The organism is Ruegeria sp. CDSC054, from assembly GCF_059610645.1.
Genome location: NZ_JBXWOA010000004.1, coordinates 65,594 through 84,487 on the forward strand (window position 1 = coordinate 65,594; position 18,894 = coordinate 84,487).

Here is an 18,894-nt window from a genome sequence, read left to right on the forward strand (position 1 = left end):
GTATGCCAACCTGTGGCGTGTAAGGAAACCCCATGTCTCTTGGAACAAAAATCGCGTGGGACGATACCGTCCTGCCCTTTCAACTCGATGTATCGGATATCCGCGGCCGTGTGGCCCGTCTGGATGGTGTGCTTGATGGCATCCTGAGCCAGCATGACTATCCAGAAAAGGTCGAGGCGCTGGTGGCCGAGATGGCCCTGCTGACCGCATTGATCGGCCAGACTGTTGCGCTTCGCTGGAAGCTGTCGCTGCAGGTTCAGTCCAAAGGTCCGGTGCGCATGATTGCGACCGACTATTATGCGCCTCAGCAAGAGGGGGAACCCGCCCGCATTCGCGCCTATGCCAGCTTTGACCGTGATCGCCTGACCGATGGTGCGCCGTTCGATCAGGTGGGCGAGGGGTATTTTGCCATCATGATTGATCAGGGTGAGGGAACCCAACCTTATCAAGGCATCACACCCCTGGACGGTGGATCGCTTAGCGCCTGTGCCGAGGCATATTTCGCCCAGTCGGAACAGTTACCGACGCGGTTTTCGCTGAGCTTTGGCAAATCGATCGAGCCAGGCGTTGGCGAACATTGGCGTGCAGGTGGGGTCATGCTGCAGCACATGCCCAAAGCCTCGCCCTTTGTGGCCTCCGGTGAGGGCGAGGGGAACATCCTGACTGCAAATGACCTTGTCGATGGTGAAGAAGGCGAAAACTGGGGTCGCGTCAACGTGTTGTTGGACACGGTTGATGACCTGGAGCTGATCGGCCCGTCAATTGCACCCACGGATTTGTTGATCCGTCTGTTTCATGAGGAACAGCCGCGGGTCTACGATGCACAGTCGGTGCAATTCGGGTGCACATGTTCCGAAAATCGTGTGCGACAAAGCCTGTCGATTTATTCGGCAAAGGACATCGAGAAGATGACCACGCCCGAGGGTGACGTGACCGCCGATTGCCAGTTCTGCGGTGCGCATTACGTGCTTGATCCTTCCACGGTTGGTTTTGATGCGGACAACGCCTGATCCAACTAATCAGCTGCGGGCGGCCTTGTGCCGCCCCGGTGAAGGTTCAAGCGATTTCGACCTGAACCCTGATTTTGTCCTGCCTGAGGGTCGTAAACTGCGCCCCGCGGGCGTTTTGGTTCCGATTTCAGTCGCAGATGGCGCCCCGCGCTTGATTTTGACCAAGCGATCCTCGGCGCTCAAGCATCACCCGGGGCAGATAGCGTTTCCAGGCGGCAAGCAGGATAGCGGCGATGCGGACGTAACCGCCACCGCACTGCGTGAGGCGCGCGAAGAAATCGGCCTGCCGCAGGAAATGCCGGAAATTCTTGGCCACTTACCGACACATGAAACGGTGACCTCCTTCACGGTCACACCTGTGGTGGCGATCCTGCGGGAACCCTTCCAACCGGTACCGGAACCGGGCGAAGTGGCCGAGGTGTTTTCAGTTCCGCTTGTACATGTGCTCAACCCTGCGAATTATATCGTTGAATCGCGTCGCTGGCGCGGACAAAGGCGGTATTATTTCACGGTACCTTTCGGCCCCTATTACATCTGGGGTGCAACAGCTCGAATTTTGCGGGGATTGGCAGCACGGATTAACGAATGACTCACATCACAGAAGACTGGGTGTCCGAACCTGCAACGCAACGGGTCTGCTCCGCCCTGACCGGTGCCGGTTTCCAGGCTCTGTTTGTCGGCGGATGCGTGCGCAACGCGCTATTGGGATCTCCGGTATCGGATATCGACATCGCCACCGACGCGCGGCCTGAAAAAGTGGTCGAGCTGGCGCAGAAAGCAGGGCTTAAGGCCATTCCCACCGGGATTGATCACGGCACAATCACCGTGGTTAGTCAGGGTATCCCGCATGAGATCACCACCTTTCGCCGTGATGTTGAAACGGATGGCCGTCGCGCTGTCGTCGCCTTTTCGGACAAAGTCGAAGAGGATGCCGCACGTCGCGATTTCACGATGAATGCGATCTATGCGAGGCCTGACGGTATCGTTCTGGACCCTTTGAATGGCTTGCCTGATCTGCAGGCGCGTCGCGTCCGGTTTATCGGCACTGCTGCGAACCGAATTCGTGAGGATTACCTGCGGTCGTTGCGCTATTTCCGCTTTCACGCCTGGTATGGGGATGCCGAGGCTGGGTTTAATCCCGACGCTCTGGCGGCCATTGCGTCCAACCTGGACGGTCTGGCGGGTTTATCCCGCGAACGCGTCGGGGCCGAGCTATTGAAACTGTTGGGGGCACCTGATCCCGCGCCCTCCGTTGCCGCGATGCGCAGCGCCGGAGTTATGGTGCAGCTATTGCCGGGCGCAGATGATCGTGCATTGGCACCGTTGATCGCGTTGGAACAGCAGGCCGGCGCCGATCCGGAACCGGTGCGGCGGCTGGCGGCCATTGCGCCACCTGAGGTCGCGAAATCGCTGCGTCTGAGTCGCGCACAATTGCAGCGCCTGACCCGAATGCGCGATGAAGCATCCAGCCCGGCCAGCTTTGCCGAATTGGGGTTTCGGTACGGCGAAACAGACGGGCTGCATGAATCGCTTTTGCGCTGTGCCTTTCTGGAGCAGCCCTGGTCAGACACTATCAAACGCGATCTTCACGCAGGTGCTGCTGCGATCTTTCCGATCAAGGCAACAGATCTGATCCCTGAATTCACCGGCCCCGCGCTGGGCAAGAAACTGGCTGAGCTTGAGGCGCAGTGGATTGCGTCGGGTTTCATGCTGGGCCGCGAAGACCTGCTGGGCGAATAAAGGAAGTCTCAAAAGGGGATGACAAGCAAATAAGTTTATGGTTACTTGCCCCTGTCACATGAATGGAGGGATGCGAATGTATTACGGGATCTGGGACAGCTAAGGCTGGAACACTTTGACCCGTAAGGGTGGTGTTCTGACGCCATCTTTCTTCGCATGACTAATTTTCTGCTCAATCGGAGCACTCTCCATGTTTCGCTATTTCGAAAACCTCGTTGACCCTTTTGTTGCCTATAAGGAAACCGACACACCGCCGACGCGGTTGTGGCCGTTCATGCTGGACTACTCGCAACCGTTCATGCGGGTGTTCTTCTGGGCTGGTTTGATTTCCGTCGTTGTTGCGGCGGTTGAAGTTGGCCTGATTTACTACATGGGCCGAGTGGTTGACCTGCTGTCGGGCCCTCCGGCCGAGGTCTGGCAGAACCACGGCACCGAATTTATCTTGGTGGCGGCGTTTGTGCTGCTGCTGCGCCCGATGCTGCATGTCGTGGATGTGCTGTTGTTAAACAACACGATCCTGCCGAACTTTGGCACCCTGATCCGCTGGCGTGCCCACAAACATGTTCTGCGACAATCGGTGGGGTGGTTCGAAAATGACTTTGCCGGACGCATTGCCAATCGGATCATGCAGACGCCACCTGCCGCAGGCGAGGCCGTGTTTCAGGTGTTTGACGCCATCTCATTTTCGATCGCCTATCTGATTGGCGCGGCGATCCTGTTGATGGCGGCGGATCCACGGTTGCTGTTGCCGCTGCTGATCTGGTTTGCGCTTTACGCCATTCTGGTGCGCTGGACGGTGAAAAGGGTCGGTCCGGCTTCGCAGGCTGCGTCCGATGCGCGCTCGGCTGTGACGGGTCGGGTGGTGGACAGCTATACCAACATCCATTCGGTCAAGATGTTCGCCCATAACGAACAAGAGTTGGACTATGCCCGCGAAGCCATTGAAGAAACGCGTCGTACCTTTCAGGTCGAAATGCGGATTTTCACCATAATGGATGCGGTACTGGTCGCTCTGAACGGTTTGCTGATCGTCGGCGTGGTTGGTTGGGCCATTTCCCTTTGGATGCAAGGGAGCGCATCTGTGGGTGTCGTTGCGGCGGCGACTGCCTTGACCCTGCGACTGAACGCGATGACTGGATGGATCATGTGGGCGTTGACCAGCTTCTTCCGCCAGCTTGGTGTCGTGGCAGAGGGCATGCAAACAATTGCCCAGCCCGTTGACCTGCTGGATATGCCGGACGCTAAGTCCTTGCAGCTGAACAAGGGCCAGATCGAAATTCGCGATCTGTCGCACCATTACGGTCGCAAGACCGGCGGGCTGGATCACATCAATCTGACCCTCAATCCTGGCGAAAAGATCGGTCTAATCGGGCGGTCCGGTGCGGGAAAATCGACCCTAGTTAAGCTGCTTTTGCGGTTTTACGACGTTGAGCAAGGTGCGATCCTGATTGACGATCAGGACATTTCCAGGGTCACGCAGGACAGTTTGCGCAGCCATATCGGTATGGTTCAGCAGGACAGCGCCCTGTTGCATCGGTCGGTGCGTGACAACATCCTCTATGGTCGCCCCGATGCCACCGAAGAACAGATGATCGCCGCCGCCAAACAGGCTGAGGCGCATGAGTTCATCCTTGATTTGCAAGACCCAGAAGGGCGCACGGGGTATGATGCGCATGTGGGCGAGCGGGGTGTGAAGCTGTCCGGTGGTCAGCGGCAGCGCGTGACGCTGGCGCGGGTGATCCTGAAGGACGCACCAATTTTGCTGTTGGACGAGGCGACATCCGCTCTAGATTCCGAGGTCGAAGCATCAATTCAGGAAACTCTCTACGGTATGATGCAAGGAAAAACCGTGATCGCCATTGCCCACCGGCTGAGCACCATCGCGCAGATGGACCGTATTCTGGTCATGGATGGTGGTCGGATCGTTGAACAGGGCGGGCATTCAGAACTGCTGGCGCAAGGTGGGCTTTACGCCAAGTTCTGGGCACGGCAATCTGGGGGCTTCCTGAACCCGGAGGCCGCTGAATGAGGATTGCCGACCTCATAAACCCGTTCAAGAACATCGAAACGCCCCCGCCGCAAACGCTGGGGGCGTTCATTCGCTGGTGCCTGTCGGGTGCATGGCCAATGATATTCGTCGCGGCGTTTTTCTCGGCCACCGCGGGTGCGATGGAGGCGGGCACGGCGTGGATGCTGGGTCTGGTCATTGACGCAGCAACCACAAGCGGGCCTGAGAACTTTTTGACCGCCAGTAACGTCTGGATGATCCTTGGGGTCGTTGCATTTTTCATGCTGCTGCGGCCAGCCCTGTTCGGGCTTTCGTCGTTGACCAACAACTATATCGTCATGCCCAACATCACGCCGTTGGTTCTGGCCAAGCTGAACCGGTGGACGCTGGGTCAGTCGGTCACATATTTCGACGACGATTTTGCCGGGCGGATCGCGCAAAAGCAGATGCAAACATCCAACGCGATGGCGTCGGTCGTGTCCGAGACGATCAGTGCGATCGTGTTTGCCTTGGCCTCGCTGGCGGGCTCATTGCTTTTGTTAGGGTCTATTCATCCGCTGGTTATGCTGCCATTTGCGGCTTGGCTGGTTGTGTATTTCCTGCTTGTCCGTTGGTATCTGCCGCGCATCCGTAAACGCTCAGCGGCGCGGGCAGGCGCTCGCGCGATGGTGTCCGGGCAAGTCGTCGACACGATCACCAATATCAAAACCGTTAAACTGTTTGCCCACTCTGACTTCGAAGATCAGGCCGCGCGGAATTCCATGGTTGATCTGCGAGAAAAGATGTTGGCGTTCGGAAGCCTGTCGGCCAGTTTCCGCTTTATCTTGATGCTGTTGGCCGGGGTTCTGCCGGTTTTGCTGATAGGTGCAACGCTGTGGCTGTGGCAAGCGGGGTCTGCGACAGCCGGTGACATTGTGGCCGCAGGTGCCATTTCCATCCGAATTGCCCAAATGACAGGCTGGGTAAGTTTCACCCTCATGGGTCTTTACGCCAATGTTGGCGAGATCGAGAACGGCATGAATACGCTGGCCAAGCGTGAACGGGTTGAGGATCAAACGGGCGCGGCGGAGTTGTCCGTGCCCGAAGGCCAGATCACCTTTGACCATGTCAGCTTTGCCTACGGTCGGGATGTTGGTGGTGTATCAGGCCTGAACATGACCGTGCACCCCGGCGAGAAACTGGGCATAGTCGGCGCTTCGGGGGCGGGGAAATCAACCTTGGTTTCGTTGCTGTTGCGTCTTTACGACGGTGAAAAGGGCGCGATCCTGATTGATGGTCAGGATATTTCCGGAGTGACGCAGGATAGCTTGCGCCGTCAGATCGGCATGGTCACGCAGGAAACCGCGATGTTCAACCGGTCGGCGCGTGAGAACATTCTTTACGGTCGCCCAGACGCCTCGGAAGAGGAAATGATCGAGGCGGCCAAAAAGGCCGAAGCGCATGAATTCATCCTTAGCCTTCAGGATGCCCATGGTCGCACCGGCTATGACGCACATCTGGGCGAGCGCGGAGTGAAGCTTAGCGGTGGTCAGCGTCAGCGGATCGCTCTGGCGCGCGCCATCCTCAAGGATGCGCCTATATTGGTGCTGGATGAGGCAACTTCGGCGCTGGATTCTGAGGTTGAGGCCTCGATCCAGACGGCGTTGCATCGGGTTATGCAAGGCAAGACGGTTCTGGCTATTGCGCACCGTCTGTCCACGCTCAGCGAGATGGACCGGATTATTGTCCTGGACCAGGGACGTGTCGTTGAAACCGGCACCCATGACGCGATGTTGGACCAGGGCGGGCTATATGCCCGGTTCTGGCATCGCCAATCCGGTGGGTTCATTCAGGCCGAGGCAGCGGAATAAGGGTTTTGTTGCGGGCCAAGCCCCGGTATCAGGCCCTCATGACGCAAACCTACACCATTACCCGCCTTGGCCATCAGGGCGACGGCATCGCTGATGGCCCTGTTTACGCTCCGCGTACCTTGCCGGGTGAGGTCGTCAGCGGCACGCTGATGGGCCAGTTTCTGACAGATATTCGCGTCGAGACACCCTCGGATCAGCGGGTCAAGGCACCGTGTCGTCACTACAAATCCTGTGGTGGATGCCAGTTGCAGCACGCTGCAGATGGATTCGTTGCGGATTGGAAGGTCGAAGTGGTGCGTACCGCGCTGGCCGCGCAGGGGTTGGAGGCGTCGATGCGCCCGATCCATACGTCAACAGAACGGTCCCGCCGTCGCGCGACGATCGCGGTACGACGGACTAAAAAGGGCACTCTGGCCGGGTTCCATGGCCGTGCATCTGACACGATCACCGAGATCCCGGATTGCCATTTGCTCGACCCTGCCCTGATCGCGGCCATTCCGGTTGCCGAAGCATTGGCGATTCTGGGTGGTAGCCGTAAAGGCGTGTTGGCGGTGACGCTAACCTTGTCCGAATCCGGGCTTGATGTGGCGGTCAAAGGCGGCAAACCGCTGGACGGCCCGCTTGAGCTATCTTTGGCACAAGCGACCGAGAAACACGGTCTTGCCCGGCTTAGCTGGGACGGTGAAGTGATCGCCATGCGCCAGCCACCCGTCCAGCGTTTTGGTCAGGCAGATGTTGTTCCGCCGCCTGGCGCGTTTCTACAAGCGACAAAAGACGGAGAGCAGGCTCTATTAAAGGCCGTTTCCGAAGCTGTGGGTGCATCCAAGCGCATTGTGGATCTGTTCGCTGGCAGCGGCACATTCTCTTTGCCCCTGGCAGAGGGGGCCGAGGTTCACGCCGTCGAGGGCGAAGCAGCGATGACGCAAGCGCTGGATCAGGGGTGGCGCAGGGCGCAGGGCCTCAAACGGATCACGACCGAGGCACGGGACCTGTTCCGGCGGCCGCTTATGCCGGATGAACTAAAGTCTTTCGATGCAGCGGTGATCGACCCGCCACGCGCCGGAGCCGAGGCGCAAGTGACCGAACTGGCGCGGGCCCTGCGCCCAGTGATTGCTTATGTGTCCTGCAACCCGGTGACCTTCGCCCGCGATGCGAAAATTCTTGTTTATGCGGGCTACACCCTTGAATGGGTACAGGTTGTTGACCAATTTCGATGGTCGTCACACACCGAACTTGCCGCACGGTTCACCCTGAACCCTTAAGATTTACAGGAGACCACCCGAATGGGGATCACCCAACGCCTGCTGACCCTTATCGAAGCACCAGCTTTCGGGAAGTTCATTACCGGTGTCATCATCTTCAATGCGGTGCTGCTGGGGATGGAGACATCACCCACCCTGATGGAAACTGCAGGTCCGTTGATCGTGACTCTGGACAGCCTTTGCCTGACCATTTTCGTTGTTGAAATTGCGATAAAGCTACTGGCAACCGGGCGCAGGTTTTTCACCAACGGCTGGAACGCCTTTGATTTCGTGATTGTCGGCATTGCTCTTGTGCCAGGTGGGTCCGGTCTGTCGGTGCTACGTGCATTGCGGATTTTGCGGGTTCTGCGTGTCATCTCGGTGGCGCCGCGCCTGCGCCGCGTGGTCGAAGGGTTCATTTCGGCCTTGCCGGGCATGGCCAGCGTATTCCTTCTTATGGCGATCCTGTTTTACATCGGCGCGGTGATTTCGACCAAGCTGTTCTCGCAGACCTTCCCGGACTGGTTCGGTGATCTGGGTCTTTCGGCCTATACGCTGTTCCAGATCATGACGCTGGAAAGCTGGTCCATGGGGATCGTGCGCCCGGTGATGGAGATATATCCTTACGCTTGGCTGTTCTTTGTGCCGTTCATCATGGTGACCACTTTTGCGGTGGTAAACCTGCTGGTCGGTCTGATCGTGAATTCGATGCAGGATGCGCACCATGCCGAGGACGAAGTCAAAACCGATGCCTATCGTGACGAAGTGCTGGAGCGGCTTGAAAGCATCGAGCGTCGCCTGACAGAGCAGCAAAACATCAAAAAGTGATTTCAGTTTTCACATTTTCTGGCATAATACAGAAAAAAAAGCAGCAGGCAGTGAACATGGATCGTCGAGCATTTGGATTGGGTGCAATGGCAACGCTGAGCCTCTCAGCTTGTGCCTCGGCCAACCCCAGAATTCTAACTTACAACGGACCCGAAGTGACCTCTCTGGTCATCAACAAGGGCTCACGGAAACTATATCTTCTGCACAATGATAAGATCCTGAAAGAATACAAGGTTGATCTTGGATTTGCGCCCAACGGCACCAAAGCCAAGCGCGGTGATGGGCGTACGCCGGAAGGCAGCTATCTGATTGATCGGCACAATCCAAATAGCCGCTATCATTTGTCGCTGGGGATCTCGTACCCGAATTCTGAGGATGTCGCGAAGGCGAAGGCCATGGGTGTTGATCCCGGCGGCGATATCTTTATCCACGGACAACCGAACCGTCGCAAAGAGCGTAAGCGCGCTAAAAAGACGTCGGATTGGACCGCAGGTTGCATCGCCGTCAAGAATGACGAGATCGAAGAGATCTATTCGATGGTAAACCGGGGCACGCTGATTACTCTGCGTCCCTAATCGGTTTCCAGGGCCCAAATCCGAACTGCATATAGTCACGCTGGTACGCCTGGGCGGCCAGCGTTTCCAGTTTGTCGTCATAAATCTCGGCCAAGGTAAACGGTGTATCCGGTTCGCTGAGTTCGGGTAGGGGCGGTGTGCTGTGCCCCATCCGGCGCGCCAGATCGGGCAGGGCGGTTGTGACCTCATCCTCCCTCAGGATCAGGTCGGGCAATGCGAAGGACGCCATCCCCTCAATGGCCTGCGACTGACTGCACCATGCCGCATCCACGCGTATGGCGGTCTGTTGGGCAAGGTTTTGACGCAGGAATGTCAGGAACGCTGAAAACGCCTCGTAATGCTGCTCAACTGGGTAATTGCCATCGCGCAATTGTCCGGGGATCGGAATCTTTAGCCGGTTGCGCAGGACGTGTCGGATTTTCGGATACGCATCGGAACCTGTGTTGAGGATATGTCTGCAAAAAGCGCGATGCGCGCGGGCCATTGGGTGTTGTAGCACGGCGAACTTTCGATGCCCGGGATTGGATAAAAACCACTGACGCGTCCGTTTTCTGTTCTGGTTGGTGAGCAATTGTTCGACATCAACTTGGTCCAGTGCGGCCATCCACCTTGTTACCGGGCTTTCCATTCCCCCGCGGATGGGCATGTACATCAGTGGCGTCTTTGGTGCGGCAACGTAGTTCGCCACCAAGGGGCGTCGGCGTGGTTCGAAATTCGGAGTGCTGTGCAGGTTGAAGCTGTCGATCTGTGACAACGCCTGCTCCATTTCGTCGGGGTTCGTCACCTTTGCCAGCGCAGGCTCGGGGTTTTGCGGTTTGAGTGTTTCGTCGATCGCCGACAGCCTGCCGGACACACCCAGCCAGGCGGCAAGACCATTCAACAGGTGCACTTGGTTCAGGTCTTCATAGGCAATGTAAAATGGGGTCTGGCCGCTTTGCTGCAAACGCTGCGCCAGCATCAGGTGGTATTCATGCTGCCGGTTCAGGTATTTCATGAACGCTTCGGCATCGAACTCAACCTGTGCTTCGCGACGACGCTTGATGTTTTTCAGCTGCCACTGCTTGGTTTCGCGCGCTATTTTCAACGAGATGAAACTGTCCAGAGGGTTTCGGGTCAGAATGATCTTGGCGCAACGTGGATCGCCCAAAGCAGGCTCTAACACACGAGAATCATGTCCCTGAAAAAGGCGAAACCCGTTCAGTTCCCCTGGTGCCCGCCGGATCGCCTCAAGCAATGCGGAAGGGTCACGATCCCGCTCTTCCACCGAGATGCCCAGCAGAGTGTCGGATTTCAGGCGCCCGATGAAATGGGGATTGAACGCCTCGCCATAGCTGGTGACCCCTTCGATGGCGTTCAGGTTTGCCTCAAGCAGGTTGGACCCGGTCCGCATGGCTGCAAGAATGATGAAATAGTCAAATTGGGGCGTCATTTAGCTTTACTGCACCAGATAGGGTTTTCGATATGGCCGGACCCGGTCCGCAAAGCTGTCGTCCGGTGGGAAATCGCCCATCAGATAAGGGTGCATGCCCTGGTTCTTCAGGTTTTGCAGGAACTGGCCAAACCCGGACAGATCCACCATTTTCGGTGCTTCGGTCAGGTGGCTGGTTTGGGTGGTTCCGGTATCCTCGACCGCGGTCTGCAAGGGCTCGACCGGAGATTCAACGAATTCTGCCAGTGTCCACTTGCGAACCCGCGCCTTGGTCCAGACTGAAGACAGGATTTCCAGTTGCTTGGTTTCGATCTGCTGCAGCCGTGCGGCTTCAGCCCGGATATCGGCAAAGTTCAGGTTTGATCGAAAAAGCGGGATCGCCCAAGCCCCGGTTATGACTGAAATCAGCGCATTCTTGTCCCGAGCTAGGAGCCAGTTGATCTCTTGCGTGTCAGCGGGGCCGAACTGAAAACACTGTTTTTCGCCGCGCGTGTTCCAGATCAGGTTCGAAAGGAAAGCCGTTGGGTTGTAGTCCCGCAGCTTTGCGCAGTCGCTGAGGCCGCCGTTGACGATGGTTTCTCCTCCAGCGAATTCAGCGCGCTTAGGGTCAAACAGGTGCCCGTGGACACGCGCGCCCGTGATGTTGGTCAACCAGGGTTCAAAATCTTCGAATACTTCAGTAAAGCCCTGAAAAACTGAATACGGAGAGGACGTCAGCCCGTTTTCGTTGCCGTGCCGTGGAAACCGGCTTTGCATGTACAACCCGTCACGCCCACGTGTGCGCCGTTCGACTGCTTTGGAAAACACCCGGTCAATTTTGCTCGGGTTGGGCTCTGTGGGTTTCATGGCACCGGCCTGATCGGTCAGAAAGGCCTGATACAGGCGATCCGCGTTTGGCCAGGCTTTACGGGCAACAAAACAGTCGGATCTGCGCAGCAGCTGCAGGTGATCGTCATAGAAAATATGCGGACGACCCTGATAGTCGAATTTGGACAGGGTCAGAGACCGACTTTCGATATGGGTCGAATACAGGCGCGCCAGCGTCTGGAAGTAACTTTCGTCGGGAATCCAGACGCGCCGGAAATACCGGTCATAGGTCTCGCGTTTTGGATCCTGCAATATGGCTGACAGGGTTTGGCGGGTCAGGCACCACCATTGACTACCCATATGCGGCACCAACCCTTCGGGTATGTAGCGTCGAATGCGCAATGCGCGCTGCAGTTTCACATAGGCATCGAACAGTTTGCGGTTCTTGCGCCACGAGAACGGAAATCTCAGGGTAAAGCGTTCCTGATCCAAGCCCCCCATAGTCCAGCTTACATCAGAGGTTGTGGCGCTTTCGATGAAATCCACGCGCGGCCGGTCCGCGAGGTAGTTGACCAATTCATCCACTGGCCGCAACGGAAGGCAGGAGCCCGAAGTCAGGAAAACATGGCGGACATCTGGAAACGTCTCAAGCATCAGCGTGGCAGCAGATTGCGAGGCGGCAACGATGCCCCACCCTCCCCAGTTGCAGACATGACGGTCAGAAAACCGGATCAGCGGGTCATTCGCACAGGCGGCAACGAATTCCGCATAGACCTTGTTTGGCACTTTGCGATCCACGTGGATCACCACCGGGCACCCCGAAGAGGTCCAGTGTCGAGCCACTTGGCCGGCCCGGTTCAGCGCGGTGTGAACCAGCATAATGATGCCCAGATCGCTCATGCCCAGTTTCCTTTAGACATGAGGCCCAGAATCTCAAGCTGTCGCCAGTTGATGTAGGTTTCGGATTTGTCGCACCAAAGCTCGGGCATGTCTGCCAGATGTTCGGCATAGGCGCGATATTCGTCAGAGCTGCGGTAATGCTGGCCGCGCTCCATCTCTTCCTGGGCTTTCTCGCCCAATGTGCTGATAAGTTTGGCGTGCAACAACGCACCGCTTGTTTTTTCGCCACCCCATTCATCAAACACCTGGTTCAATCCGCGTGGAAGCAGCGCATGGGTCGAGCTGACATAGACATAGCGCTTGTCCCATTTCACCAATGGTATCTTGTTTAGCGCAGGCGCTTTTTTCGGCGTGTCCTTAAAGAACACACGCGCGCGGGGTCCGCCTTGAATCCAGAGATTCCCGTAGGTCGGGTTCTTTGTGATCGTATAATTGCCTGCATCAAACCATTTGGCGATTTCGAACGGGTTTTGGCCCTCGGAATAGATGGCGTCTTCGACTGGTCCTTCGGGATACATGTCGATCAGCATTGCACTGAAGCTGCGCACGGCGCAGCCGTCCAGCCAGTCGGTCAGGGCACGGATCGGCCGGGTATCGCAGAATGGATAGATGAAGAATTCGTCCGGATCGACGGTCAGAACCCAGTGGCGGTGTGCATATTTGCGCAGCAGGTAGTTTGTCCAGTCCACCCCAAACGACGCACGCTTATAGCTTGCATCGGCTCGCCAGACCGAGACGTCGGGTTGACCCGCCAGATATTCAAGTGACCCGTCATTGCTGGCGTTATCAACGAACAGAAAATGGTTTATGCCCAGTTGCCGGTAGTAGGCCAGAAAATATGGCAGGCGGATTTTCTCATTCCGTATGACGCTGACCAGCAGGACGTCTTTCCGTTTTATCGAATTTGTTTTTACGGAAACGGGAATAAGGTCGCGCCGCTTTCGAAGGCAACGCAATATACGGCGCTTGCGCCGCAATCTCATTCGGTATGAATCCAATAGGCCCACGCGACTGCCCAACCTTTGTTATTTACGCGAGCGTGCCCGGAGCCTTTACAAGCCAGAGTGGTACCGGACAATTGCCGTTTTATGCCATTTTTCCATCTTTCGAAGCAACGACTTTAAAACCGTTAGTTTGAGTTGTGGCTTTCCCAGTCAAGTGTTCCCATCAGACCCAGTTGCTGCAATGAGTTCCAACCGGTGTATCGCTTGGACTCTGGCGCCCACATGACGGGGCGATCCGTGATGCCGTCATAGTAGTCTGCAAACTGTTCGGGATCGTGAAAGTGTTGCCGACGCTCTTTCTCGATCTTTGATTTTTCCACAACTTCGGGCAGGAATTTGGTGTGCAACAAAACACCGGAAGGTGCTTTTTCGCCGGGCCCTCCGTAACTGGCGTTCAAGTGGCGCGGCAATGCGGAATGGCATGAATTCACATAGGCGTAGCGCCGCGACCACCGGACCAACGGGATTTTGTTCAGCGTCGGAGATCGGCGTGGGGCGTCGGCAAAGAACATACGCTCTCGCGCGCCGCCCTGCACCCAAAGGTTGCCCAGCGGGCTTTGCCGTTGTGCGCGGTAGGGGGCGGCATCAAACCAACTCACCACATCGGTCGGGTCGGTTTCAGGATCATAGCCTTGTTCCCCCAGCGGGCCTTTAGGGTAAAGATCCAGCATCAGCGCGCCGAATGCCACACGTCCCTGATCATCTAACCATTTCGTCAGGTCGGGTAAGGGCCAGGTGTCATGATCGGGGTAGATCAGCAACTCATCCGCATCGACCATCAGGGTCCAGTGGTTGTGCCCATAAAGCATTTGCAACCAAGTCAGCCAATCCAGCCCATAGCGCGACGTGCGATAGCTGTCCCGGGTCTGCCACAGTGACACGTCCGGCTGTTCCTTGAGAAAGGGCACCGAGCCATCGTCGCTGTCGTTGTCGACGATCAGAAAGTGATTGACGCCCAATGCGCGATAATGGCGCAGGAACCAGGGCAGGCGGGTGATTTCATTGCGCAGCGTGGTGAAGGCCAGAATACCACCGGGTATGATGTTCGCCGTGCGATCGCTCAGACAGGACAATTGATGGCGGCTGCGAAAGGACCGCCACAACAACCGCTGTCGTTTTAGCCGCAACTTGTACATTTGCACCCATGAGATGGGCGGAAGCGTATCTTCCCCTGTACCAGTCACAATAAGCTCATTTTTCGTAATGGCCGTTCTGATGCCAGCGCCATGCATCGGCAATCATTGTCTGTAACGTTGATCTTTCCGGGGACCAGCCAAGCTCGTTACCCGCACGAACAGAACCGGATACCAGCTTGGTGCAATCGCCCGCTCGACGCGGTCCGATCGCGAAAGGCACGTCGCGGTTGGTGACGGCCTTGGAATGGCTGATCACATCCATCACCGAAAACCCCGACCCGGTGCCAAGGTTGAACACGCGGCTGCCCTTGTCTTGCTCCAGCCAGTTCAGCCCCAAGACATGGGCGTCGACCAGATCGCAAACGTGTACATAATCGCGGATGCAGGTGCCGTCTGGTGTGTCGTAGTCCGTCCCGAATACCGTCAATCCGTCGCGCTTGCCGTCGATGGCATCCAGCATCAGCGGCACAAGGTGGGTTTCCGGGCGGTGGAACTCACCCACCTCGCCATCGGGGTCGGCACCGGCCACGTTGAAATACCGGAAGATCACGTGGTTCAGCCCGTGCGCGGTCTCGAAATCGCGCAGGATATCTTCGATGGCACGTTTTGAGGCGCCGTATGCGTTCAGCGGCAGTTGCGGCGTGTCTTCGTCCAGCACCACATTGTCATGCTCGCCATAGGTGGCGCAGGTGGAGGAGAATACAAAGTTCTCACATCCGGCGGCCACCGTGGCTTCGATCAAATTCAGCGAACCGGTCACGTTGTTGGACCAGTATTTGCCAGGCTCGGACATGGCCTCACCCACTTGGCTGAGGGCGGCAAAATGCATCACGGCCAAGGGCTCGTATTTGGCAAAGACCTCATCCAGCCGGGCACGATCCAACAGATCGCCCTGTTCGAACGGACCGAACTTCACCGCATCCTGCCAGCCAGTGACCAGATTGTCGAAGGTCACAGGCGTGTAACCAGCTTGAGAAAGCGCCTTACAGGCATGAGATCCAATGAACCCGGCACCGCCAGTGACAAGAATGTTCTTCATATTCGTTCCAAATTGCGGTGTGACGCCCGGTTAGACGTCGTCTTGACAGGAGTTCAGGTGAAAATGGGTCAATCCAACCCCATAGCGGCCATCATCTCTTCGAGCTTCGGCACATCTTGCGGGTTATTCAATTCCCAGAATTGGCGGCCCTTGGCCTCAACCTCAACGCACAGAACCTTGCGGCCATTTTCCATAAAGCGTAGCTGTTCCAGCCCTTCCAATTGCTCCAAAGGTCCCACTGGCCAGGTTGGATAGGCTGACAGCGCATCAGGGCGATAGGCGTAGACGCCGACATGGTGGAACACCGGTGTCGGTTCGGTGCCGGCAAAAGTTTCGGCGGTAAAAGGCACAACCTCTTTCGAGAAGTACATTGCGCTGTGATCGGTCGCAAATACAGCCGTTGTGCCGCCGACCCGCCCGTTTTTGCGATCGTTCAGCAAGCTGTTCAAAGCATCTCCGTCACAGCGCAGAACCGGCGTTGCGACCCCGGCGTAGGGCGCGGCGCGCAGACCGGCGATCAGGTCTTCTACAAACCAATGTGGTGTCAGTGGCGCATCCCCTTGCAAGTTCACCACGATCTCATAGCCCGCGCCCAGAGCAGTATGGGCCTCGGCGCATCGCTCGGTGCCATTGCCGCAGGTCTCGGATGTCATCACCACCTCGGCCCCGAACCCTTCGGCCACGTCGCGGATGCGGTCGTCATCGGTGGCGACAACCACCTTGTCCACGCCCGATACGGAACAGGCGGCGCGCCAGGATCGTTCTATCAGGGTTATCGCGTTGCCGCTTGCCCCGGTCAGCGGAACCAGCGGCTTGCCGGGGTAGCGGGTCGAGGCATAGCGGGCGGGGATGGCAATCAGAACAGACATCAGGCCTCCTTCAGGTCAACGCCCGGAGCGTAGGCGATAAAGAACGGGTTTGCATAGCCGTCCTTGCCGTAGGTCAATGACGAGTGGTCATCGAAACGAACAACCTTGCCGCCCGCACCCGCCAAAACGGCGTGACCAGCGGCTGTGTCCCACTCCATCGTGCGCCCGACGCGGGGATAGAGGTCCGCTTCCCCTGTTGCGACCAGACAGAATTTCAGGGACGAGCCCGCGCTTTTGCTGTCCTTGACCTGATATTTGTTGATGTAATCTTCGGTCGCCTGATCGCGGTGTGATTTTGACGCGACGATCATAAGTGCCGAATTGTCCGGTTCAGACACCGAAATCGGGGTCACGTCGCCGGCCTGTGCCTTGTTCAGCGCGCCGGTTTCCTCAACCGATTGACCGTCAGCTTGCGTGTAGAACATGCGCCCCTTGGCCGGTGCATACACAACGCCGCGGGTTGGCACTCCGTTTTCAACCAGTGCGATGTTCACCGTGAAATCACCGCGCCGGTTGATGAATTCCTTGGTGCCGTCCAGCGGATCGACGATCAGAAATGTGTCGCCTTTTTCGGAATGTGATGCGGCCTGTTCTTCGGTCACCAGCAGAATATCCGGGAATGCCGCGCGCAAGCCCGCCGAAATCAAGGCATCGGCTGCCTCATCAGCCTCGGTCACCGGGCTGGCGTCGGATTTGACTTTGACGTCGAAATCATCCGCCTCGTAAATCTGCATGATTTTGTCCCCGGCTTCCAGCGCCAGACGTCTGATTACGGGAATAAGGGCGTCATAGGTCACAAAAATGCTCCGTTGCTGTAGTTTGTTGATCGAAATCCTTGTGGGTCTTATGCTGTGCCGGTTACGGAACGGCAAGAATTTCGTGGCAGTTTGCAGGTAATTCAGCGGGAAAGAGTGCACTGAGTGTTTTATTTTAAGCGGAATCAGACGCTTCTGGGCGGCGCTTTCACGACTTCCGAGCTTATCTTCCATGCGGTGGCGCATGGAATACGGTCCAAACACTCGAATGCTGTGATCGCGATCATTGTGAATATCTTGCAAATTCTCGCACTTGTGACCGTGTTTTACCTGATCATGTCGATGCTGGGCACGCGGGTCGCCAAGATCAGGGGTAACATTATCCTATTTCTGTTGTCAGGTGTCTTTCTGTTCCTGACCCATATCAAAGCCGTCTCGTCCGTCTCTGGCGTGGCAACAGGAAACAACCCGATGATGCTGCACTCTCCGATGAACATGATGGTTGCGCTGTTGGCAACCGCATTTGGGTCGCTTTACACGCAGTTGGTCTCGATCCTTGTGATCCTTTTCATCTACACTGTCGCAGTTGAGCCATTGGAGATCCAAGAACCGGGTGGCGCGTTCTATATGTTGATATTGGCCTGGTTTACCGGATGCGCGGTGGGCGTCGTGTTTATGGCAATCTCGCCATGGTTTCCCACCACCACGGGAATTCTCAGTACAATCTATCGACGTCTGAACATGATTTTTTCTGGTAAAATGGTTGTAGGGAACGCGCTGGGTGGCTTCATGCTGAGCTTCTTTGCCTGGAACCCGTTGTTTCACATAATCGACCAGTGCCGCGGCTTTGTCTTTCGCAATTACTTTCCGCGAAACACCAGTTGGGAATATGCGATTTGGGTTGGACTGGCCTTGTTGATGATTGGGTTGCTGGGTATCTTTTTCACCCGTCAGCATGTGTCAGCCAGTTGGGGCGCGCGCCGCTAGTTTGCGACCCGTAAGGTCAGGTTAATCCGTCCGCCTTTGGGCAACAGCTTGGATGAACCGAAACGGATGCGGTCTACCCCGTGATAGGTCAGGCGGGCGGGGCCGCCCATGACTACGACGTCGCCGGAGTTCAGCCAGATCGACTCGGTCTTGCCGCCGCGGGTTTCGTTTCCGATGCGAAAAAGGGCATCGTCGCCCAGCGATATCGACAGGACCGGCCATGAAAAATCTGCCTCGTCCTTGTCTTGATGCAGCCCCATGCGCGCACCTTCGCCGTAATAGTTGATCAGACAGCAATCCGGATCGCGTTGGGTGCTGGCAAGCTTGCGCCATATGCTCAGTATCGTATCGGGAATGTCGGGCCACACTGTTCCTTTAGGGTGCTGCGCCTGATATCGGTAGCCCCCTTTGTCAGTGACCCAGCCAAGCGCCCCGGCCGAGGTCATACGCACCGACATTTCCTTGCCCGAAGGCGTAACCGGCCGGAACAGCGGCGCAGATTTCAGAATCGGGCGCAACGCCTCAATCAGTTGCGTTTGTGCCGCAACGTCCAGATAGGTTTTTCTGATGTCAAATCCGCGCAAAAGCAGCCGCGCCATTGAAGATTCCCCAATCCTTGCCAAAACCTTGCCAAAAAGGCCGCAGATTCCCGAAAACCTGCCTTTTACACCGCTTGCAGGCCTCTGATCTCGCCCTTATATACGCCGGGACGCGCG

Annotated in this window: 17 protein-coding genes; 9 read left to right on the top strand and 8 right to left on the bottom strand. The window is 56.9% G+C overall.

All coding sequences use genetic code 11. The features are described 5' to 3' along the window. The first annotated feature begins 32 nt into the window (after positions 1-32). The 8 genes from hslO (at position 33) to AC2FGC_RS10155 (ending at position 9,252) form a co-directional block, all read left to right on the top strand. A complete protein-coding gene (hslO, locus tag AC2FGC_RS10120; RefSeq protein WP_496726264.1) occupies positions 33-1,010 on the top strand; it encodes an Hsp33 family molecular chaperone HslO in 978 nt (325 codons plus the stop codon). Further along, on the top strand, positions 994-1,599 hold the full coding sequence (locus AC2FGC_RS10125) for a CoA pyrophosphatase (protein ID WP_496782242.1): 606 nt from the start codon (positions 994-996) through the stop codon (positions 1,597-1,599). Before hslO ends, AC2FGC_RS10125 begins: the two co-directional genes overlap by 17 nt. Next, a complete protein-coding gene (locus tag AC2FGC_RS10130; protein WP_496726262.1) occupies positions 1,596-2,750 on the top strand; it encodes a CCA tRNA nucleotidyltransferase in 1,155 nt (384 codons plus the stop codon). Before AC2FGC_RS10125 ends, AC2FGC_RS10130 begins: the two co-directional genes overlap by 4 nt. A gap of 190 nt (positions 2,751-2,940) precedes the next feature. Further along, complete coding sequence (locus AC2FGC_RS10135) at positions 2,941-4,779, top strand: ABC transporter ATP-binding protein (protein WP_496726261.1); 1,839 nt, start codon at positions 2,941-2,943, stop codon at positions 4,777-4,779. Then, positions 4,776-6,608: an ABC transporter ATP-binding protein gene (locus AC2FGC_RS10140; protein ID WP_496726260.1), complete on the top strand. Its 1,833-nt coding sequence runs from the start codon at positions 4,776-4,778 to the stop codon at positions 6,606-6,608. The genes AC2FGC_RS10135 and AC2FGC_RS10140 overlap by 4 nt, the downstream gene beginning before the upstream one ends. A 38-nt stretch (positions 6,609-6,646) precedes the next feature. Next, positions 6,647-7,870, top strand: a complete 1,224-nt coding sequence (locus tag AC2FGC_RS10145; protein ID WP_496782244.1) for a class I SAM-dependent RNA methyltransferase — start codon at positions 6,647-6,649, stop codon at positions 7,868-7,870. A gap of 21 nt (positions 7,871-7,891) precedes the next feature. Beyond that, complete coding sequence (locus AC2FGC_RS10150) at positions 7,892-8,677, top strand: ion transporter (RefSeq protein WP_496782246.1); 786 nt, start codon at positions 7,892-7,894, stop codon at positions 8,675-8,677. Between the two features lie 56 nt (positions 8,678-8,733). After that, positions 8,734-9,252, top strand: a complete 519-nt coding sequence (locus tag AC2FGC_RS10155; RefSeq protein WP_282153618.1) for a L,D-transpeptidase family protein — start codon at positions 8,734-8,736, stop codon at positions 9,250-9,252. On the opposite strand, the gene AC2FGC_RS10160 is transcribed toward AC2FGC_RS10155, so the two are convergent. The 7 genes from AC2FGC_RS10160 to cysQ all read right to left on the bottom strand — a co-directional run bounded on the left by AC2FGC_RS10160 (position 9,236) and on the right by cysQ (position 17,233). Then, positions 9,236-10,681, bottom strand: coding sequence for a nodulation protein NodH (locus AC2FGC_RS10160; protein WP_496726257.1), 1,446 nt, complete (start codon positions 10,679-10,681; stop codon positions 9,236-9,238). The two genes, AC2FGC_RS10155 and AC2FGC_RS10160, sit on opposite strands and share 17 nt — an antisense overlap. A 6-nt stretch (positions 10,682-10,687) precedes the next feature. Further along, positions 10,688-12,388 carry a DUF5927 domain-containing protein gene (locus AC2FGC_RS10165; protein WP_496782249.1) on the bottom strand — a complete coding sequence of 567 codons (1,701 nt, stop codon included), beginning with the start codon at positions 12,386-12,388 and terminating at the stop codon, positions 10,688-10,690. Continuing rightward, positions 12,385-13,371 carry a glycosyltransferase family 2 protein gene (locus AC2FGC_RS10170; RefSeq protein WP_496782251.1) on the bottom strand — a complete coding sequence of 329 codons (987 nt, stop codon included), beginning with the start codon at positions 13,369-13,371 and terminating at the stop codon, positions 12,385-12,387. Before AC2FGC_RS10170 ends, AC2FGC_RS10165 begins: the two co-directional genes overlap by 4 nt. 146 nt (positions 13,372-13,517) lie before the next feature. Beyond that, complete coding sequence (locus AC2FGC_RS10175; protein WP_496782253.1) at positions 13,518-14,576, bottom strand: glycosyltransferase family 2 protein; 1,059 nt, start codon at positions 14,574-14,576, stop codon at positions 13,518-13,520. Between the two features lie 7 nt (positions 14,577-14,583). Continuing rightward, a complete protein-coding gene (gene galE / locus AC2FGC_RS10180; RefSeq protein WP_496782255.1) occupies positions 14,584-15,567 on the bottom strand; it encodes a UDP-glucose 4-epimerase GalE in 984 nt (327 codons plus the stop codon). Between the two features lie 68 nt (positions 15,568-15,635). Further along, complete coding sequence (locus AC2FGC_RS10185; protein ID WP_496726253.1) at positions 15,636-16,436, bottom strand: 3-deoxy-manno-octulosonate cytidylyltransferase family protein; 801 nt, start codon at positions 16,434-16,436, stop codon at positions 15,636-15,638. Then, entirely contained in the window at positions 16,436-17,233 is a 798-nt protein-coding gene (gene cysQ, locus AC2FGC_RS10190) for a 3'(2'),5'-bisphosphate nucleotidase CysQ (protein WP_496726252.1), read from the bottom strand. Before cysQ ends, AC2FGC_RS10185 begins: the two co-directional genes overlap by 1 nt. Positions 17,234-17,356: 123 nt before the next feature. Here cysQ and AC2FGC_RS10195 point away from each other — a divergent pair, with 123 nt between their 5' ends. After that, the gene (locus tag AC2FGC_RS10195; protein ID WP_496726251.1) at positions 17,357-18,178 is read left to right on the top strand and encodes an ABC transporter permease; all 822 of its coding nucleotides are present in this window, start codon (positions 17,357-17,359) and stop codon (positions 18,176-18,178) included. On the opposite strand, the gene AC2FGC_RS10200 is transcribed toward AC2FGC_RS10195, so the two are convergent. Next, positions 18,175-18,777, bottom strand: a complete 603-nt coding sequence (locus tag AC2FGC_RS10200; RefSeq protein ID WP_496726250.1) for an alpha-ketoglutarate-dependent dioxygenase AlkB family protein — start codon at positions 18,775-18,777, stop codon at positions 18,175-18,177. The genes AC2FGC_RS10195 and AC2FGC_RS10200 overlap by 4 nt on opposite strands. Positions 18,778-18,894: the final 117 nt, after the last annotated feature.

What these genes read in the sequence shown, in the direction of transcription:
- hslO (WP_496726264.1), top strand. Translation starts at nt 33, where the DNA reads ATGTCTCTTGGAACAAAAATCGCGTGGGACGATACCGTCCTGCCCTTT.
- AC2FGC_RS10125 (WP_496782242.1), top strand. Translation starts at nt 994, where the DNA reads ATGCGGACAACGCCTGATCCAACTAATCAGCTGCGGGCGGCCTTGTGC.
- AC2FGC_RS10130 (WP_496726262.1), top strand. Translation starts at nt 1,596, where the DNA reads ATGACTCACATCACAGAAGACTGGGTGTCCGAACCTGCAACGCAACGG.
- AC2FGC_RS10135 (WP_496726261.1), top strand. Translation starts at nt 2,941, where the DNA reads ATGTTTCGCTATTTCGAAAACCTCGTTGACCCTTTTGTTGCCTATAAG.
- AC2FGC_RS10140 (WP_496726260.1), top strand. Translation starts at nt 4,776, where the DNA reads ATGAGGATTGCCGACCTCATAAACCCGTTCAAGAACATCGAAACGCCC.
- AC2FGC_RS10145 (WP_496782244.1), top strand. Translation starts at nt 6,647, where the DNA reads ATGACGCAAACCTACACCATTACCCGCCTTGGCCATCAGGGCGACGGC.
- AC2FGC_RS10150 (WP_496782246.1), top strand. Translation starts at nt 7,892, where the DNA reads ATGGGGATCACCCAACGCCTGCTGACCCTTATCGAAGCACCAGCTTTC.
- AC2FGC_RS10155 (WP_282153618.1), top strand. Translation starts at nt 8,734, where the DNA reads ATGGATCGTCGAGCATTTGGATTGGGTGCAATGGCAACGCTGAGCCTC.
- AC2FGC_RS10160 (WP_496726257.1), bottom strand. Translation starts at nt 10,681, where the DNA reads ATGACGCCCCAATTTGACTATTTCATCATTCTTGCAGCCATGCGGACC.
- AC2FGC_RS10165 (WP_496782249.1), bottom strand. Translation starts at nt 12,388, where the DNA reads ATGAGCGATCTGGGCATCATTATGCTGGTTCACACCGCGCTGAACCGG.
- AC2FGC_RS10170 (WP_496782251.1), bottom strand. Translation starts at nt 13,371, where the DNA reads ATGAGATTGCGGCGCAAGCGCCGTATATTGCGTTGCCTTCGAAAGCGG.
- galE (WP_496782255.1), bottom strand. Translation starts at nt 15,567, where the DNA reads ATGAAGAACATTCTTGTCACTGGCGGTGCCGGGTTCATTGGATCTCAT.
- AC2FGC_RS10185 (WP_496726253.1), bottom strand. Translation starts at nt 16,436, where the DNA reads ATGTCTGTTCTGATTGCCATCCCCGCCCGCTATGCCTCGACCCGCTAC.
- AC2FGC_RS10200 (WP_496726250.1), bottom strand. Translation starts at nt 18,777, where the DNA reads ATGGCGCGGCTGCTTTTGCGCGGATTTGACATCAGAAAAACCTATCTG.